Origin of the sequence: Methanobrevibacter sp., assembly GCF_045114555.1 — an archaeon.
Taxonomy (GTDB): domain Archaea; phylum Methanobacteriota; class Methanobacteria; order Methanobacteriales; family Methanobacteriaceae; genus Methanobrevibacter.
The window spans coordinates 142,918-161,498 of record NZ_JBGUKT010000022.1 but is presented as its reverse complement, the minus strand read 5'-3'; the positions used below and the strand labels follow the sequence as shown (position 1 = coordinate 161,498).

Sequence of the window (18,581 nt, the reverse complement as noted above, 5' to 3'; positions counted from 1 at the left end):
AGAGGTTTATACTATCAATACATTAACTATTATAAAAAGTACTGCAAGTACTATTAAGGTACTGCAACATCCTTCATTCCTATTTACATTATTTTCGTCATTTTCAAAATAAGTTTCATAAATTAAAAATTCTTCAGGACCAAGATCCATTCTATCACCCTCTAATTATATTATTTAATCTTATTTTATTCCTATTTATTATTTAAATTTAATTAAATTTACTTAATTAATTCTTAGTTAATTGCGTCTAATTGTTCCCATCCCCTTAAAATTTTTTTCATATTGAATAATTTTATTAATAATAAAAACATATCCTATAACATATAAACAGTTAAAATTATTTTTAATTAATTTAAACAAATTTAACAACTATTAACTATGAAGTGATTTTTATGTCTAAATATAATGAATATCAAGATAAAACCATATTAGTAACTGGTGGAGCAGGTTGTGTTGGAAGTAACTTAACAAGAAGATTAGCAGAATTAGGTGCAGAAAAAGTGATTATACTTGACAATATGTCTTCCGCTTATGAATGGAATGTACCTACAAATGAAAATGTTGAGCTTATTCAAGGAGACATTTTGGATGATGAAGAGCTAAAGAGAGTATTTAAAATGAAACCGGATTATGTATTCCATTTGGCTGCTCACTTTGCTAACCAAAACAGTGTGGATAATCCTGAAACTGACTTGATGGTAAATGGTATAGGTATCTTGAAAGTTCTTCAATATGCTCAACTTACTGGTGTTGAAAGATTTGTATATTCCTCTTCTGGTTGTGGAGTATACGGTTTAGACTCTAAAATGCCATTTGAAGAACATGACATTTCTATTTCATTGCACACTCCTTACCAAGTAACTAAATTGCTTGGTGAATTATATACCAATTATTTCCATAATTTATATGACATGCCTATTGTAAATGCAAGATTCTTTAATGTATTCGGTCCTGGTGAAGTTCCTGGAAAATACAGAAATGTTATTCCTAATTTCTTCTACTGGTCTATGACTAAACAGGCATTGCCTATTACCGGTGATGGATCTGAAACCAGAGACTGGACCTTTGTAGGAGATATTGTAAATGGTCTCTTATCAATGGGTGTTGAAGAGGAAGCTATTGGTGAAGCCATTAACCTTGGTTCCGGTAAGGACCACAGAGTTATTGATATGGCGAATAAAGTCAATGAATTAACTGGAAACCCTGAAGGAATCGCTTATGTTGCAAGACGTAATTGGGATGCTAAAACCAAGTTATTGTCTTCCATTGATAAGGCAAAAGACATTCTCGGTTACAAACCAACTGTTTCATTTGATGATGGTTTAGAAAGAGTCTATGGTTGGTTTACAGACAACTGGGAAAACATTGAAAGAGATGCAGAGTTCTAATTATCTCTTTTAATTATTTACTATTTTTTATTTTTTAATTATTTTTTAAAAAGAGTTATTTCACTTATTTTCTATTTCTATTTCTATTTCTGTTTCTTAAGTTATTTTTTTTAAAAAAGAGCTATTTTAATTATATTATAAAAAAAAGAAAATGGTTTATTTAAAAACCAAATAAACTGGATAAATTACTGGAACCACTCATGTTCATTGCACTTGAATTGTACATTTGAGTCATGTTTGTGGTATTGAATGGATTTAAGATAATGTTCGGATCCATTTGACCAGTGAAAATCAAGAAACCGATTAGTGCAAATTCAGCTATTAAAACAACTAATTGGACTAACCCATGCTTTCTAGCATTTGAATCTTTTCTTGTTATCAGATAAATGGCAAAAATAAAACCGAGCACACTACCTAATATTGCAAATAGGTAACCTATGATAATCATCAATCTGTAACTTTCTTTTCCGGATGAGAGGTTTTCAGGCATAGGATTTAGTTTGACTTCTTGTTTTTTTCCTCCACGTGTAGGAATAAAGAAGACATTGGAATCATCTTCCTCTGCATTGTATTCATCATAGATAGTCCCACAGTAAATGCAGAAATCGGTAGTTCCATCGTTTATTTTTCCACATCTAGGACATTTAATTGGATTCATTTATACCACTATTTTAAATATATTTTAAATTTTTATTATTCTATTAATCTTAATTTGAATTTTTAATATAAGCTTTGTACTATATTATTTAATATTTAATATAATTTATAATTTTTTATTCTATTTTCCCCTTATCTTTTTTTTAGAAATAAGTAAACTATTTACCATCATCTTTTAATCCACATTCGCTGCAGACATGCTCCTGAATGCTTATGATTCCTCCGCAAGACTCACACTTCCAGTTAATGCTGTCTTCCAACATTATCTTATTTATTCCAGTGTAAGTGATTCTTTTTGCATTGTCTAATGTGGAAAAATTGTATCTCTTCTTATAATTCTTGTCTTGCTTTTTAATGAGTTTGCAAGGAAATTCACTGCATCTGCCACAATATTTGACTCTTTTTGTTTCAAGACATTTTTTTATTTTGCATTTCAATGCATTCTTGGTCTTATTGGGACTATCAATAAGGCATCCAGGGCATGAGTTGCTTTCGGATAAATGTTTTATGCATAACTTGCAATTCATTCCACAAGGTGCAAACATTATAGTATCAATCTTTTCAGGCATCTTCATTTTCAACACTAAACTTATCTTTTTAATTTATTTTTTAAATTCTTTTTTATTTTATTCCTTTTTTTTATTTAATTTTATTTTTTTCCTTTTTTTATTTAATTTTATTTTTTAAATTCTTTTTTATTTTATTCCTTTTTTATTCAATTCTTTTGCTTTTTCATTTAAAGATAAGTTTTATATATTTCCAATAATATAATAGTATTAATTATTTTAAAATAAATTTATTTTCATTTATTTGAATAAAGGGGGATTAATATGAAGTTAAAAGGTAGGAATTTATTAATTTTGCTAATTATCCTAATTTTAGGATTTTCTATTTTATCTGCAGGATCAGCTTATACTGGAACTGGATTCACTCATGACATACCTTACTCAAAATATTCTGATTTGTCAAATGATGATATCCTAAGCAAGTTTGATGATACTGATTGCCAAGGGGAATTCACTGGATTATGTACTTATGTAACTGATGGAGATACCATTGAAGTGGATGGGCTTGGAAAGGTGCGTTTTGTAGGGGTAAACACTCCTGAAAGAGGAGTTGAAGGTTATATTTGCTCTAAACGTTTTGTTCAGAAATTATGCTTGAATAAGGAGGTAAGCTTGGATATTGATGATTCAAAGAACACTGATAAGTATGGCAGATATTTGGCTGTTGTCATTGTGGACGGCAAGAACCTAAATGAAATGCTTTTAAGGGAAGGGCTTGCTGAAGTCATGTATATGCCTCCAAGTGAGTTTTATCCATATGATTGGACCCCTAATTCAGATGGATACTCAAAGTATGTAAGTTCATACAGTTCTTCAAGCAGTGGAAGCTCTTCATCCAGTTCAGGCTCTGGATCTTATATAGCAAGTGCAAACAGCCATAAGTTCCATTACACTACATGCAGATGGGGAAAGAAGATCTCTGAGAAAAACAAGGTCACTTTCAAAAGTAGGTCTGATGCAATCAGCCAAGGTTACGAGCCTTGTAAGGTTTGTCAACCTTAATTTTACTTTTTATCATCATTTAGTGACAAAAGCATTAAATATTTTTCAAAAGAAACATTATTATAATTATGATTATTTTTTTTAATCATAACGTTTTTTGGAGTTTTTAAAATGAAAAAAGAAGTATTTTATGGAAAAGGTATGGGAAAATTAAAAGAGGAAGATTTGGATTTATACCAAGCTATTGTTGCTTTAAATGATGCTGTATGGAATGGAAAGGCATTAGATTATAAGACTCAAAAGTTAATAGCTATTGGAATTGCTGCTTCCAATGCAGACAGTCGTGCAACTGAAAAGCAAATCATGAGTGCTAAAAAGGAATTGGGAGTCACTCGTGATGAAGTTGTAGATGTTTTGAAAGTTGTATTGTTGACTTCAGGCATGCAACCATTCAACAAGGCCTTGCAAATTGCTAATAAAGTTTTTGAAGAGTAATATAATAGTTTATTATTTTTTTAGGTGTAAAATTATGGGTGATAAGGTATTTTACGGTAAAGGCATTCGCAGAATTAAAGAAGAAGATTCTGAACTGTACGATTCCATTGAAAATTTGGATAAGAATGTTTGGAATGCCAAAACTTTGGATTACAGGACTCAAAAGTTAATAGCTATTGCAATCTCAGCAACTAAACCTGAAAGCTCTTCCTTCTTGAAGCAGGTTTCTAAAGCTAAAAAGGAAATTGACATTAGCCGTGATGAAATGATGGATGTTTTAAAGGTGGTTCTTTTAACTTCAGGTATGCAGCCATTTAATAAGGCTTTAGAAGTGGTAAATAAATTGTATGATTGATTAGTTATTTTATTTTTTTACTTTTTTTACTTTTTTTACATTATTCTTTTTCTAGAAGTGCAAAAATTTTCTCAATGGAATCCGCTATTTTAAAGGTGTTCTTATCAATCTCTTCTCTAACTACTCCTTCTTCCAACATAAAATCAAGCATTTCTAACATAGGGTCATAATAACCGAAGAGATTAAAAAGTATTATCTTTTTGCTGTGCTGTTTTAATTTCTTCAATACGATTATTTCAAAGAATTCATCAAGGGTTCCTATTCCTCCAGGAGCTATTATAAAAGCGTCTGAATATTTTAAAAATAGCTTTTTTCTCTCATCCATGGATTCTGTATAAATGAATTCATCGCAATCTCTGCAGATTCCTTCAAAATCTTCCATCCATTCAGGTGCAATTCCTATAACTTTTCCATTATTGTCTATTGCTCCTTTTGAAACAGCACCCATAACCCCTGTAGATCCTCCGCCAAATACGAGAGTATGTCCTCTTTTAGCTATTTCCTCACCTAATTTGTATGATTCTTCAGTATATTTGGATTTTATTTGAGTGCTTCCAGCACCATAAAGACAAATTCTCATATTATCACAATTATTATTTTTAAAATGAATAGATATTTATTATTGTATGTTTAATTAATAAAAAAGCTATAGAAAAATTATAATTAAAGAATAAAAATAGTATAATTTATTATTAAAGGAAAGTAATGTTCCTTTAATAATCCCATTTTCAAGAAAATATTTTAAATAATAATTTCTAATAATACTTAGTATTATCAATTAATATTTTACTATTTTTAATATTTAAACATTTGCTTGAAATTAGAGTTAAAATAAGGCATTTTAGCCCTTTTTTAATTTAGTAAACTAGTTAAATAAAGTAGAGGAAATTCACTCCAAAGAAATCTAACTTTAGTTTTTTTTTAGGAAATTAATTATTTAATTAGGAGGATAATTAATTTCAAAACTTCGACAAAGTAAAAGAAAAATTCTTTGAATGAAATCTGGGAATTGATTTCAATGATTAAAAGGAATTTTCTTTAACCGAAATTTTAATATTATCACCTCCAAAATTTTCTCGAAAATGGGTGATTTTTTAATGGAGTGAAAAAACCTCTAAAATTAAATTATCTTTGTTTGTTTATAAAATAATAGGAAAATTAGAGGTTAATGTTGATTTAAACTTGGCATATTGTTTTTATTTCGTTATAACATTGATTTAAGATTAGAAAATCAATTTTTAATTAGAAATTTATTTTTTATAATTCTTTATCTATTTAAATAAAAAATTACATATAAATAAATAATAATTCTTTTTTGGAAATTTGGTGAGTTTATGAAAATATTAGTAGTTCAAGAATCAGACTGGTTAAAGAGAAATCCACATCAGCAACACCATTTGATGGACCGTATGGTACTGCGTGGACATGAAGTGAAAGTTATAGATTATCCTATTGATTGGCCAAAAGAGGATCCTGATGGATTCATGTTCAAAAGGGAAGTTCATGACAATGTATTCAAAGTAAAGCCAGAAGCAGACATTCAAGTAATCAGGCCTTCTTTCATTAAAAAACCAGTTTTAAACTACATGTCATTATATTATACTCATAAAAAGGAAATCAAAAGGCAAATTGAAGAATTCAAGCCAGATGTAATCATGGGATTGGGTTTGCTTAATGCTTATTCCGCTTCAAAGCTTGCAAATAAACATAATATTCCATTTGTATACTACTTGATTGATGTGCTATATGCACTTATTCCAGAAAAGACATTTCAGTCATTTGGAAAGAAAGTCAACATCAAGGCAATAGAACGTTCTGACCTTGTAATTACTATCAATCAAAAACTTAAAGAACTGGCAATGGATTTGGGTGCTAATCCAAATGAAACCATTTTAATTGATGCTGGAATTGATTTAAATGACTTTGACCCTCAACTTGATGATTCAAATATAAGGGATATGTATAACATAGATAAAAATGACACAGTTCTATTCTTTATGGGTTGGATCTATGAATTTGCAGGTATGAAGGAATTGGCTATGGAACTTGGAAAAAACAAGGAAAAGTATCCGAACATGAAGATTCTCATTGTAGGGGATGGTGATGCATATGACAAGATGGTTCAGATTAAGGAGGATTATGATCTTGGTGATCAACTGATTCTAACTGGAAAGCAGCCTTATGAAATGATTCCAGAATTTTTGGCCTCTGCAGATTTCTGTCTTCTTCCAGCTTACATTGATGAAGAGATTATGCAGGATATTGTCCCAATCAAACTTTATGAGTATTTGGCTATGGAAAAGGTAGTTATAGCAACAGAGCTTCCAGGAATTTCCAAAGAGTTCGGATATGGGAATGGAATTGAATATGTTCAAAAGGCAGAGGAAGTTTTGGAAACTGCTCAAAGGATTCTTGATGAAGGAAAATATGAAGAGATTTCCAAAAAAGGAAGAGAATATGTCAAGTCCAATGATTGGGAAGCAATCACTGATAAGTTTGAAAAGGCTTTGAATGACTTGATCGGATAATAGTTTTAAGATATAAGAACAAGTAGAAATCTTTATAACTCATTAAGTTCAATTAAGATTTACAGATCAATTTTTTAACTTTTTGAATGATGTTAATTTATTTTAAAAAATTTTGTTTTAAATGAAAAGTTCTAATTGTGATATTATGGCGAGAAAAAGTTTCAATGAAAAACTAAACGATTCTAAAGATATGCCTAAAATTATAAAAGTTACAGATGAAAAATCTATTGAACGTTATGGTGGAGAGGATATGCTGATTGCTCCTCCATTGGAGTACAATGAAATCATGGCTAAGATTCCAAAGGGAAAACTGATTACTACCGGTCAAATTAGAGAATTTTTAGCAAAGAAACATGGTGCGGAATTTACTTGTCCCTTGACTGCAGGTATTTTCATTTCTTTAGCTGCTCAAGCAAGTGAGGAAAGAGAGGATAATAAGATACCATTTTGGAGAACTCTTAAAAAGGATGGGGAGTTGAATCCAAAATATCCTGGAGGAGTGGAATATCAAAAGGAAATGCTTGAATATGAAGGCCATAGATTCATTACAAAAGGAAGAAAGAATATAAGATATTTTGTTGAAGATTATGAAGATAAATTATTTGAGTTAGAATAACTTTTAGTTATTTTAACTAATTTTTATATTTGTATTGAATAATTGATTTTTTTTTATTTTTGATTTAACTGATTTTCACCATCAAATAATTGGGGATTGTTTATGCCAGAATTAACATTTAGAAATGCAGAAGAAAAGGATGTTCCTTTAATCTTGGAATTCATTAAGAAATTAGCTGATTATGAGCATCGTTTAGATGAAGTGATAGCTACTGAAGAAGCTTTAAAGTATTGGATTTTCGATAAAAATCAAGCAGAAGTCATTTTTGCTCTTGAAGACGGTAAAGAAATAGGATTTGCATTTTTCTTCTTAAGCTTTTCAACTTACATTGCAAATGTCAATATGCACCTTGAAGATCTGTTCATCGACCCAGAATATCGTGGAAAAGGGTATGGAAAGGCATTGCTTAGAGAACTTGCTAAGATTGTAAAAGAAAGAGGATATGGCAGGTTTGAATGGACCTGTTTAGAATGGAATGAGCCAAGCAAGGAATTCTATAAGTCCATTGGTGCGGAAGAGAAGGATTGGGATGTTTTCCACTTTACAGGAAAATCCTTGGATGATTTTGTAAATGAAGATTAATTTAAATATTTTTTATAATTTTTTTAATCTTTAATTTATTTATTTTTTTATTTTTTTAACCTTTTTATCATCTTCATTTTTTCTATTTTTACATTTATTTTTAAAATTGATTCATTTTTTCATTATTTATATTTAATAATTTAATCAATAGTTCATTTTTTAATAATTTTCTTACTATTTTTTATAAAAAATTCATTTATTTTATTGAAAATCACACTCTGTTCAAAAGTTTTAAAAAAGTTTTAATAATGGGATTAATAAATATAAATCTGATAATAAATTAATTAATAAATTTTGAATTAATTTATTTATTTTTTTTATAATTCTTATTAATTAATTAAATTATTAATTCTTTAATTTATAGTGTGATATAATGAGTGAAAATGATAGTGATATGATTTATGGTTTATGGGATAAACCTCCTGTTTTTGAGTTGATTTTATTATCCCTTCAACGTTTATGTGCTATTTTTGGTGCTACAATTTTAGTACCGATTGTAGTTAACACCACTGTTGGCGAACCTGTGCTATCTGTTCCAGTTGCTTTGATTGCTTCAGGGATAGGTACACTTATTTATGTAATCTGTACACGGAATAGAAGTCCGGTATATCTGGGAAGTTCATTTGCTTTTATTGCTCCTATGATTGCAGGATTTGCTATTGGCGGTAAGTCAAGTATTTTCTCAGCTTTAATGGTTGTAGGTTTAGTTTATATGGCTATTGCTATAATCATCAGAATTACTGGTAATGAATGGATTAACAAGTTACTTCCTCCAGTAATTGTAGGTCCTATGATTATGGTTATCGGTTTATGTTTAGCTCCTACTGCAATTCAGGAAATCGGTCTCGACCAAGCTGTAGTTCCAATCAATAATCTTATTGTTGCACTTGTTGCATTCTTGACAACTGCTGTAATAGCTATTCGTGGTAGAGGAATGCTTAAGGTTATTCCTTTCTTGATTGGTATTATTGTATCATATGCTGTAGCAGCTTGCTTAGGTATGGTTGACTTCTCAGGATTCTTTGCAGCTAGCGTGTTGGAAGTTCCTGATTTCTATATGCCATTTGTAAACTATAGCTTCAATCCTGCAGCTCTTTTGACAATTGTTCCAATTGCTCTTGTAACTATGGTGGAGCATGTAGGGGACCATAAGGTATTAGGTGAAATCATTGGACGTGACTTGATTTCTGATCCTGGTTTAAACAAAACCCTTTTTGGTGACGGTCTTGCTACCTTCTTTGCAGCATTCATTGGGGGTCCTGCAAACACCACTTACGGTGAAAACACTTCAGTTGTAGGTTTAACAAGAGTTGCATCCATTTATGTAATCGGTTTGACTGCAGTCTTTGCAATTCTCTTTGCATTCTCTGGACATTTAACTGCACTTCTTGCAGCTATGCCTAACCCTGTAATCGGTGGTGTAGCTATTCTTCTTTACGGTTTCATTGCAGTTAATGGGGTAAAGCTCTTGATTCAAGAGGAAGTGAACTTCAACAACAACAAGAACATTGTTGTAGCAGCTACCATGTTGGTTTTAGGTTTAGGTGGAGCTACCTTATCTATAGTTCAAGGTGACTTATCAGTATCCATTTCCGGTATGGCTCTTGCAGCAATTGTTGGTGTAATACTTAATTTACTTATTCCAGAAAGAAAAGATGATAATGAATTCACTGAAGTTCATTAATCTATTTTTTCTTTTTTCTTTTTTAATATTCTTTATCTATTTTTTCTTTTTTTCTATTTTAATATTTCCCCATATATTTTTTTACAGAATCTTTTTTTAAAATTTTTATCTATTTTATGATTTAAATAAAAATATATTTATTTTATTTAATACATAGATATTATTAATAAAAATTCAACTATTTAAAAACATGGAGATAAAGTATGAATGAAATTGTTTTGAATCATCCATTAATTACACATAAATTAGGTATTTTAAGAGATGTTAATACTGGTACTAAAGAGTTTAGAGAGCTTGTTACAGAAATTTCCACTCTATTATGTTATGAAGCTACAAAAGATGCAAAGCTTGAGGAAACAGAAATTGAAACTCCACTTGCAAAAATGCAAACAGGTAAGCTTAATGAAGACAATTATGCTGTTGTGCCTATCTTAAGGGCAGGTATGGGTATGGTTGAAGGAATCATCAATGTAATTCCTAATGCTAAAGTAGGACATATTGGTCTCTACCGTAATGAGGAGACCTTTGAGCCTGTTGAATATTATTACAAGATGCCTGATGGAATTGGAGATAGGATAGCCATTATTATAGATCCTATGCTTGCAACTGGTGGGAGCGTTTCAGCAACCATTGACAGATTAAAGAAAGATGGTGTTAAAGCAATTAAGTTTTTATGCATTGTTGCGGCACCAGAGGGAATTAAGGTCATTGAAACCAATCACCCTGATGTTCAAATCTACTGTGCAGTTGTGGATGAAGGATTAAACGAAAATAAATATATCGTTCCAGGTCTTGGTGACGCTGGAGATAGGATTTATGGTACTAAATAATTTTTTGCTATAATAAAATAAACAAAAGTATTAATATATATAAAATAGAAAAATAATAAAAGATAAAAAATTTTTTATTTAAACAATTAATATTAATTAAATTATTATGGTGAAAAAATGAGTGAAGTATATAAAACATTCACATCCGAATCAGTAACCCAAGGGCATCCGGATAAAGTTGCAGACATTATATCAGATGCAATTTTAGATGCATATATGGAACAGGATCCTCATGCTCACGTAGCATGTGAAACTAGTGTTACAACTGATTTTTGTCTAGTGTTTGGTGAAGTCACATCAACTGCAAACATCACCAGAGCAGATATTGAAAAAATCATTAGAGACACTATTATTGAAATTGGATATGACAATCCTGAATTGAAATTTGATGGTCATAACTGTGAAGTAGTCAGTTTGCTTCATGCTCAATCTCCAGACATCAAGCAAGGTGTAGACCGTGAAGGTGAAGAAAGCGGAGCTGGGGATCAAGGTATGATGTTCGGTTATGCAACTAATGAAACTGATTCATTAATGCCATTCCCAATCGATTTGGCACGTAAGCTTACAAATAAATTAACAGAATTAAGGGAAACTGGTGAAATTCCATATTTAAGACCTGATGGTAAAGCTCAAGTTTCCGTAAACTATGATAAGGACGGAAATGTGCTTTCATTGGATGCAATTGTTCTTTCAACCCAACATGATGAGACAATGTCCAATAATCAAGAGCAACTTAAAGCAGATATTCGTGAAAAGCTCTTTAAAGCAGTCATTCCACAGGAATTAATGACTGAAAACACTAAAGAACACATCAACCCAACTGGTGTCTTTGAAATCGGTGGCCCTCATGGGGATGCAGGATTAACAGGTCGTAAGATTATTGTAGACACTTACGGAGGTTATGCAAGACATGGTGGTGGAGCATTTTCAGGTAAGGACTGCACTAAAGTGGACAGAAGCGCATGTTACATGGCAAGATACATTGCAAAGAACATTGTAGCAAGTGGACTTGCTGAAAAATGTGAAATCCAAATTTCCTATGCAATTGGAGTTGCTGAACCGACTTCCGTTATGGTGGATACCTATGGAACTGAAGTGAAGACCAGCAAATCCTTTGATGAAATCGTTCGTGAAAACTTTAAGTTAACTCCTGATGGAATCATTGAAACCTTGAACTTAAGATCTACCAAGTATAAGCAAACCGCTAAATACGGTCACTTCGGTATTGAAGGTCTTCCATGGGAGAAAACCGATAAAGCTGAAGACTTAAAGAAATATATTGTAGAATAATTTTAAAATTATTTCTTTTATCTATTCTCAATATTTATTTCTTGAATCTTGAGACTTCTTTATGAAGTTTCTACTTTTTTTATTTTTTATTATTTTTTATATTTTTTACATATTTTTTACTATTTTTAACACATCATGTAGATAAATACATTACATTCATGATGTTTTTCAGTTCTCTTCTTTTTAACAAATTTTATGATAAATATTTTTAATAGTTTTTGTTAAAAACATCATTTTAATTAATCATATATTCAATTAAATTAAATCAAATTCCACATCTATTTTTTATTATTTTTTAACATAGTGTCTCCCCCTTATTTTTTCTTATTTTTTTAACGAATATAGATTATTAGTATAATTTAGAATCATTTCAAAAATTATATATATTTATTCAATTAATTATAATATAAGAGAAGATTATACTTTATAGATTTTTATTCAATATTTCATCAAAATAAAGATAAATTCTTATTTTTATTTGATTTAAATATTTTTTAATCTATTTTTTAATATAATCTTAATCTTTAATGCGTTTATTTTAATTTAACATATTGAATGAATTAATTTAATTTAACATTTTAAATTAATTTAATTTAATTTAACCTTTTAGAATAAACTAATTGATTTAACCTTTTAAAATAAAATAAACTTTAGCGGTCGAATTTTTTATATAATGTGGTGTTATGATGAAAGAATTATATGAAAAAATGATTAATGAATCAGTAGCTGCACTTCAAGCAGATATTGATGTAATTTCTAAAAATAGATACAATGACTTCAAGATTGTTGATGCAAAACCTTATGCAGATGCTGTAGCAGGCATGACCTGTGCAGATGGACAAGCAGAATCTGTAATTGACTTGCACAAGAAATCTGTAGAAAGCCATTACAAAGTATTGACTTCTGTAACTGAAACAATCAGACCGGAAGATGATCCATTTATTGAACATTACCAAACTCCTCCTGTACTTGAAATCTTATGTGAGGAAGATGGTGAATTTGCAGACAGCATGGATGTATTCATTAAGGCCATTGCTGACAATGAAGCATTGATTGCAAAAGAATCCATTCGTCGTTATGGTGGATTCTATGGTCCTACCTGTGTAGTGGACTTTGCATTGATGCCTGGTAGTACCTCTAATGTAGTAAACCAAATCTTGCAAACCATTGACATTCCTGTAATGCACAAGCAAGCTATTTTATCTGCAAAATCCTGGGGTATGAACACTTCCTATGGTGTTGGAGATGCATTTGCAAACGCTATTGAAGCTGGCGCAACTGCTGCTGAAGCAACTCAAAAAGAAATTGAAGCATTGCAAATGATTTACAAAGAGCCTGTAGAAGCTCAAGGAAAATTAATGGACGATGCAGGTCACTCCTCATTTGATGTAAGAAAATTCATGTTAGGATACAAAAAGGAAATGACTTCTGTTGTAAAAGCTGCAATGGATGATGGCGTACACTATGGTAACATTGTAACCGTGCCGGCATACTGTGTTGGAGATATTGGTCACCACATTGGTCAAGCAAGCTACAACATGTGTAAGGATGACGTAATCTTAGCAGTTATTCAAGCAACTGCAAAAGTTATGGAAGCTTCCTTAAAAGCTAATGTTGACAACTTCAAAACCCCTTACAATGTCTTGTCATTAGCAACCGGTTCAACTGCATGTGCTGCTGAATACATTCTTGAATTAGATGGATTCAATGCACCTATGGTTGTAGACTTATTAACCAAAAGATTCCACAACTTCGTACAACAATACCCTACCAGAGGAGCAGCTGCAGAATTGCACAACTGTGACTTTATGGACATGATCTATAGAGGTTACACTTCAATCAACAATGCTAGAAAAGCTAGAAGCAGTCAAAAAATTGACCTTGTGCCTAAAGCTGCTGGATTTGACGTTGACTTAAGTGCTATTGCTGAAAATGAAGTACTTATGAATCCACAAAGATACACTTACCCTGCTTGTGGAATTACAGTAAGATTCTCTTCATTAATGAGACTTGCAGACTACCCTTGCTTACTTACTCCTGAACCTGTAACCGCTACCATGATGACTAACATCATTGCACTTAACAAGGAAGTTCCTGGTTCCCCTGTAAGAGGATGTAAGAACTGTGCTGCATGTATGATTGATGCAAAACACGAATACTGTCAATGGAAAGAATCTGTATAAATAAGTTTTATTGGATAATTTAAAGATTTTTCTTTAAGTTATCTTTATTTTTTTTAAGGTTTCAAACTTAATTAGTATAAGATTATTTAAATATAGGAGAGAAATTATGGCTTCATGTAATATTACTAAAAAATTCATTGCAGAGCTTATTGGTACCTTTTTCCTAGTGTTCTTCGGTACTGGATCTGCAGTTGTAACTTTACTTATTGATGATGGTGTTGATCCTGGTGCAGCGGGTATTGGACTACTTGGTGGTTTAGGAGACTGGTTAGCTATTGGACTTGCATTCGGATTAACTGTAATGGCATGTATTTACTTATTTGGAAAAATTTCAGGTGCACACTTAAACCCTGCTGTAACAATCGGTTTGCTTGTAAGCAAAAACATTTCATTAATTGATAGTGTTTACTACATCGTAGCACAAGCGATCGGTGCAGTTTTAGGAAGTTTATTATTATTTGTATGTTTAGGTGCTCCTGCTGTAACAATTGGAGGATTAGGTGCTACTGCGCCTGGTTTGAGTGTAGGATATATTCCAGCAATGATTGCAGAATGTATCGGTACTTTCTTCTTGATGCTTGTTGTAATGGGTGTTGCTGTGGATAAAAAAGCAGACCCTGGTGTTGCAGGTATCTCCATTGGTATGACTGTAGCTGCTGTAATCATTGTACTTGGTGCATTCACTGGTGCATCCATTAACCCAGCACGTACCTTTGGTCCTTACTTAATGGACACCTTACTTGGTGGAGCTAACCTTTGGGGATTCTTCCCAATTTATTTAGTTGGCCCTATTGTAGGCGCTATCCTTGCAGCTTTAGTATACTCATACTTAGCTAAAGGAAACGATGCTTGTGCATTGCCACAACCATTTGAAGAATAACCCAGCTTTTTCGCTCCTTCGGAGCGCAAAACCTGGACCAAAACTTTTTCACTAGTTGGGAGTAATTACTCTTAACTGGTTACACTTTTTTTTTAAAAGTTTTCATTACAATATTGAGTATTTTTCAATATTCCGATTCTTTTTTCTTAAATTTTTGAGCATTTTTTCACTTTTTTTAGTTTTTTTATTATTTTGACCATTTTTTATCATTTTAATTTTATACAGTTGCATAATATTTTTTAATTTTTTTATATAAAAGTTTAAATATTAGATAGTTTAAATATATGATTAACTAATAAGTTCAAAAATATCTGAACAGTTATTAGATTAATTTGGTGAGGAGTCAATTATGTGCACTGCAAGTGAATATCTAACAGCAAAACATTATTTTGGCAGAAACTTTGACTATGAAATTTCATATAATGAGAGGGTTTGTATCACTCCAAGAAACTATGAATTTAAATTCAGGAAAATAGAAGATATGAAATCTCATTATGCGATAATTGGTATAACTGCAGGTATTGATGAATATCCCTTATATTATGACGCTTGCAATGAAAAAGGAGTAGCTATTGCAGGTCTTAACTTTGCGGGCAATGCTGTTTATAGGGAAATTGAGGACGATATGGTGAATGTGACACCATTTGAATTCATTCCTTATTTGTTATCGCAGTCTGAGTCGATAGAGGATGTTAAAGAATTACTTCTGAATCTTAATTTAGTGAATATAAACTATTCGGAAAACTTACCTTTATCTCCTCTTCATTGGATGATTGCTGATGAGAATTCATCTATTATTGTTGAACCTTTAGAAGATGGATTGAAAGTTTATGATAATCCCGTTGGGGTTTTAACTAATAATCCTACCTTTGACATGCAATTATTCAATTTGAATAATTATAGGAACTTGTCTATTAAAACACCGGAAAATACTTTCTCTAAAGACCTTGAATTGGATACTTATAGCAGAGGTATGGGTGCAATTGGACTTCCTGGTGACTTGTCGTCTTCATCAAGATTTGCAAAAGTGGCATTCACTAAAGAAAATTCATTCTCTGGCGAAAGTGAAAGTGAAAGCGTTTCTCAATTTTTCCATATTTTGGCATCTGTTGAACAGCAGAAAGGATTGACATTTATTGATGATCCTGATTTATATGAATATACAATTTATTCATCCTGTTACAACACAAATAAGGGTATTTTATATTATAAAACATATGATAATCATCAAATAACTGCTGTAGACTTAAATAAAGAGGATCTTGATGGCGACAGTTTGATTATTTATCCCTTAATTGATGAGGCGCAAATAAATTTTGTAAATTGATTTAAAATCTTTTTATTTATTGTAATTTTTTATACAATTTTTAAAAAGTTTTTATGGTTGAAACTAGATTATTATAATTATAATCTTAGGAGGAATTATTATGGCAGATTTAAAAGGAACAAAAACTGAAGAAAACTTAAAAGCAGCTCTTACTGGTGAATCTAAAGCTCGTGTAAAATATGAATTCTATGCTTCTCAAGCTAAAAAAGATGGTTATGTGGAAATCAAGGATATTTTCCAGGAATCGTCTGACAATGAGAAAGAACATGCAAAAATCTGGTTCAAGCTCTTAAATGGTGGAAAAGTGTCTGACACTTTAAGCAACCTTGCAGATGCTGCAGCAGGTGAGCATGAAGAATGGACTGTAATGTATAAGGAATTTGCAGAAACCGCAAGAGAAGAAGGATTCGATGAGATTGCAGATTTGTTTGATGCAGCAGGTGCTACTGAAAAGGCACACGAAGACAGATACAATGCTTTATCGGCTAAGATAAAAGCAGACAAAGTCTTTAAAAAAGATGAAGAGATTGCATGGAAATGTAATAACTGTGGTTACATCCATATTGGAAAAGACGCACCTGAAGTCTGTCCATTATGTGATCACCCACAAGCACACTTCAGAAAACAAGACACAAGTTATATCTAATATTTTAAACTATAACTAGTTTTTTTTATTTTTTTATAGAATTAACTAGTTTTTTTTTATTTTTTTATAGAATTAACTAGTATTTTATTTTTTCATATTTGATTTTGATTTATTCTAATAGTCTATCAATCTTCTCCCAATTTTAAAATATCTGTTTTTATACAAAAACTTTTTAAATGATTACTATTAAATATTATAATATGTTAGTGTATTTGCTGTTTGATAGCAATTTCTAACAAAAAATTAAACTCTTATGGACTATAATATTTAGAATTTGATTAATAATTAAATAGCTATTCACTACTCTATTTAAACTAATACAATTAATCAAAAAACCATTTTAAATATTGTCCTTTGGATGTGGCGAAAAGCTGAACAAGAGGTTATTTAAATGATGTACAAATATATTAGAGATGCATGGAAAAATCCAGATGAGTCTTATGTAAGAGAACTTATGTGGCAAAGAGTTCCTCAATGGAGGAAACAACCTGCAATCACTAGAATCGACAGACCAACCAGAATTGATCGTGCAAGATCTTTAGGTTACAGAGCTAAAAAAGGTTTCGTGGTTGTAAGAGTAAAAGTTAGACGTGGTGGACGTAGGAAAACTCGTTTCAAACATGGTCGTAGACCAAAAAGAATGGGTGTAAACAAAATTACCATGGCTAAGTCTATTCAAAGAATCGGTGAAGAACGTGTAGCTAAAAAATACCCTAACATGGAAGTATTAAACTCTTACTGGGTATGGGCTGACGGAAAATACAAATACTTTGAAGTAATCTTAGTAGACCCACAAAGTCCTTCTATTAAAAACGACCCTAAAATCAACTGGATTTGTGAAAAACAGCACAGAAGCAGAGCTCTCAGAGGCTTAACCAGTGCTGGTAAAAAAGGCCGTGGCCGTAGAAATAGAGGAAAAGGTAGTGAAAAAAGATTAAAATAATCTTTTTTTAATTTTTCTTTTCTTTTTATTTTTTTATTTTTTTAAAACTATTTTTAATTATAATCTATACTTTTTTTCAATTATTATCATTTTATTTTATAATTTTAATTAAATTTAAATTAATTTCATTATTGGGATTGTTAATCATGATTCATAATATCAGATATCGTGTCTTTATTTACGAAAATGAGGATAAGGATGAAGTTTTAGAAGCTCTTTTGAATATATTGCCTACTGCAGAACCAGAAGTGGAAGAGGCAGAAGGTCTTTTGGAAGAGAAAATGCTTATTTTAACTGGAACCATTTCCAAAAAAAGAGAAACAAAGGAATTCCTAAACAGTCTTGTGGAATCCATTGGAGAAGATCAATTGGCTAAATTATATGATGATTTGGACAGGAAAATGGATGAAAAGGGTAATTTGTTCTTAAGATTATCAAAGGAAAAGGCATTGGGAGAAGAGTGGGAGATTCTTGATGGTGGAGACAGCATTCATTTAAAGATTAAAATAGCTGCTTATCCTGCTAAAAAAGAGGTTGCAATTAAGAAAATCTCTGAAATATTTCCCGACAATATAAAGAATGATTAGAAACTATTTTAAACATTAATAATAAATTATAAAATATATAATTTGAATATGCGAATATAATTATTCCATATGATTATTCTAT

General features: G+C 31.0%; 20 protein-coding genes. 16 read left to right on the top strand and 4 right to left on the bottom strand.

All coding sequences use genetic code 11. The annotated features are described in order from the left end of the window. Window positions 1-6 precede the first annotated feature (6 nt). A complete protein-coding gene (locus ACJMLB_RS05810) occupies window positions 7-150 on the bottom strand; it encodes a hypothetical protein (protein WP_296855295.1) in 144 nt (47 codons plus the stop codon). Between the two features lie 242 nt (window positions 151-392). Between ACJMLB_RS05810 and ACJMLB_RS05805 the strand changes: the two genes are divergently transcribed. Beyond that, the gene (locus ACJMLB_RS05805) at window positions 393-1,388 is read left to right on the top strand and encodes an NAD-dependent epimerase/dehydratase family protein (protein ID WP_296855293.1); all 996 of its coding nucleotides are present in this window, start codon (window positions 393-395) and stop codon (window positions 1,386-1,388) included. A 160-nt stretch (window positions 1,389-1,548) separates the two neighbouring features. On the opposite strand, the gene ACJMLB_RS05800 is transcribed toward ACJMLB_RS05805, so the two are convergent. Both ACJMLB_RS05800 and ACJMLB_RS05795 read right to left on the bottom strand, forming a co-directional pair. Continuing rightward, complete coding sequence (locus tag ACJMLB_RS05800; protein ID WP_405324446.1) at window positions 1,549-2,046, bottom strand: hypothetical protein; 498 nt, start codon at window positions 2,044-2,046, stop codon at window positions 1,549-1,551. A gap of 157 nt (window positions 2,047-2,203) precedes the next feature. Beyond that, on the bottom strand, window positions 2,204-2,620 hold the full coding sequence (locus tag ACJMLB_RS05795; RefSeq protein ID WP_405324444.1) for a DUF3795 domain-containing protein: 417 nt from the start codon (window positions 2,618-2,620) through the stop codon (window positions 2,204-2,206). 255 nt (window positions 2,621-2,875) lie between these two features. Here ACJMLB_RS05795 and ACJMLB_RS05790 point away from each other — a divergent pair, with 255 nt between their 5' ends. From ACJMLB_RS05790 to ACJMLB_RS05780, 3 genes are all read left to right on the top strand, one after another. Further along, window positions 2,876-3,613, top strand: coding sequence for a thermonuclease family protein (locus tag ACJMLB_RS05790; protein WP_405324442.1), 738 nt, complete (start codon window positions 2,876-2,878; stop codon window positions 3,611-3,613). 111 nt (window positions 3,614-3,724) lie between these two features. Next, window positions 3,725-4,048 (top strand): carboxymuconolactone decarboxylase family protein, encoded by a 324-nt coding sequence (locus ACJMLB_RS05785; protein WP_405324440.1) that lies wholly within the window; start codon window positions 3,725-3,727, stop codon window positions 4,046-4,048. A 34-nt stretch (window positions 4,049-4,082) separates the two neighbouring features. Beyond that, entirely contained in the window at window positions 4,083-4,403 is a 321-nt protein-coding gene (locus ACJMLB_RS05780) for a carboxymuconolactone decarboxylase family protein (protein WP_405324438.1), read from the top strand. Window positions 4,404-4,443: 40 nt separating this feature from the next. Here the strand turns inward: ACJMLB_RS05780 and ACJMLB_RS05775 are convergent, their stop codons facing one another. Then, the gene (locus ACJMLB_RS05775; RefSeq protein ID WP_405324436.1) at window positions 4,444-4,983 is read right to left on the bottom strand and encodes a TIGR00730 family Rossman fold protein; all 540 of its coding nucleotides are present in this window, start codon (window positions 4,981-4,983) and stop codon (window positions 4,444-4,446) included. Between the two features lie 754 nt (window positions 4,984-5,737). Between ACJMLB_RS05775 and ACJMLB_RS05770 the strand changes: the two genes are divergently transcribed. The 12 genes from ACJMLB_RS05770 to ACJMLB_RS05715 all read left to right on the top strand — a co-directional run bounded on the left by ACJMLB_RS05770 (window position 5,738) and on the right by ACJMLB_RS05715 (window position 18,499). Beyond that, window positions 5,738-6,931, top strand: a complete 1,194-nt coding sequence (locus ACJMLB_RS05770) for a glycosyltransferase (protein WP_405324434.1) — start codon at window positions 5,738-5,740, stop codon at window positions 6,929-6,931. Window positions 6,932-7,076: 145 nt separating this feature from the next. Further along, window positions 7,077-7,547: an MGMT family protein gene (locus tag ACJMLB_RS05765; RefSeq protein ID WP_405324432.1), complete on the top strand. Its 471-nt coding sequence runs from the start codon at window positions 7,077-7,079 to the stop codon at window positions 7,545-7,547. Window positions 7,548-7,649: 102 nt separating this feature from the next. Continuing rightward, entirely contained in the window at window positions 7,650-8,129 is a 480-nt protein-coding gene (locus ACJMLB_RS05760) for a GNAT family N-acetyltransferase (protein ID WP_405324430.1), read from the top strand. 373 nt (window positions 8,130-8,502) lie between these two features. Next, a complete protein-coding gene (locus ACJMLB_RS05755; protein WP_405324428.1) occupies window positions 8,503-9,813 on the top strand; it encodes a uracil-xanthine permease family protein in 1,311 nt (436 codons plus the stop codon). Window positions 9,814-10,016: 203 nt separating this feature from the next. Beyond that, complete coding sequence (gene upp / locus ACJMLB_RS05750) at window positions 10,017-10,643, top strand: uracil phosphoribosyltransferase (protein WP_405324426.1); 627 nt, start codon at window positions 10,017-10,019, stop codon at window positions 10,641-10,643. A 117-nt stretch (window positions 10,644-10,760) separates the two neighbouring features. Continuing rightward, window positions 10,761-11,933, top strand: coding sequence for a methionine adenosyltransferase (gene metK / locus ACJMLB_RS05745; protein WP_405324424.1), 1,173 nt, complete (start codon window positions 10,761-10,763; stop codon window positions 11,931-11,933). A gap of 686 nt (window positions 11,934-12,619) precedes the next feature. Next, window positions 12,620-14,116, top strand: a complete 1,497-nt coding sequence (locus ACJMLB_RS05740) for a DUF2193 domain-containing protein (RefSeq protein WP_405324422.1) — start codon at window positions 12,620-12,622, stop codon at window positions 14,114-14,116. Between the two features lie 106 nt (window positions 14,117-14,222). After that, window positions 14,223-14,996 (top strand): MIP/aquaporin family protein, encoded by a 774-nt coding sequence (locus ACJMLB_RS05735; protein ID WP_405324420.1) that lies wholly within the window; start codon window positions 14,223-14,225, stop codon window positions 14,994-14,996. 349 nt (window positions 14,997-15,345) lie between these two features. Beyond that, window positions 15,346-16,323 carry a choloylglycine hydrolase gene (gene bsh, locus ACJMLB_RS05730; RefSeq protein WP_405324418.1) on the top strand — a complete coding sequence of 326 codons (978 nt, stop codon included), beginning with the start codon at window positions 15,346-15,348 and terminating at the stop codon, window positions 16,321-16,323. Between the two features lie 100 nt (window positions 16,324-16,423). After that, complete coding sequence (gene rbr, locus ACJMLB_RS05725) at window positions 16,424-16,969, top strand: rubrerythrin (RefSeq protein ID WP_405324416.1); 546 nt, start codon at window positions 16,424-16,426, stop codon at window positions 16,967-16,969. 394 nt (window positions 16,970-17,363) lie between these two features. After that, window positions 17,364-17,912: a 50S ribosomal protein L15e gene (locus tag ACJMLB_RS05720; RefSeq protein ID WP_292787240.1), complete on the top strand. Its 549-nt coding sequence runs from the start codon at window positions 17,364-17,366 to the stop codon at window positions 17,910-17,912. 146 nt (window positions 17,913-18,058) lie between these two features. Further along, complete coding sequence (locus ACJMLB_RS05715) at window positions 18,059-18,499, top strand: RNA-binding protein (RefSeq protein ID WP_405324414.1); 441 nt, start codon at window positions 18,059-18,061, stop codon at window positions 18,497-18,499. Window positions 18,500-18,581 lie beyond the last annotated feature (82 nt).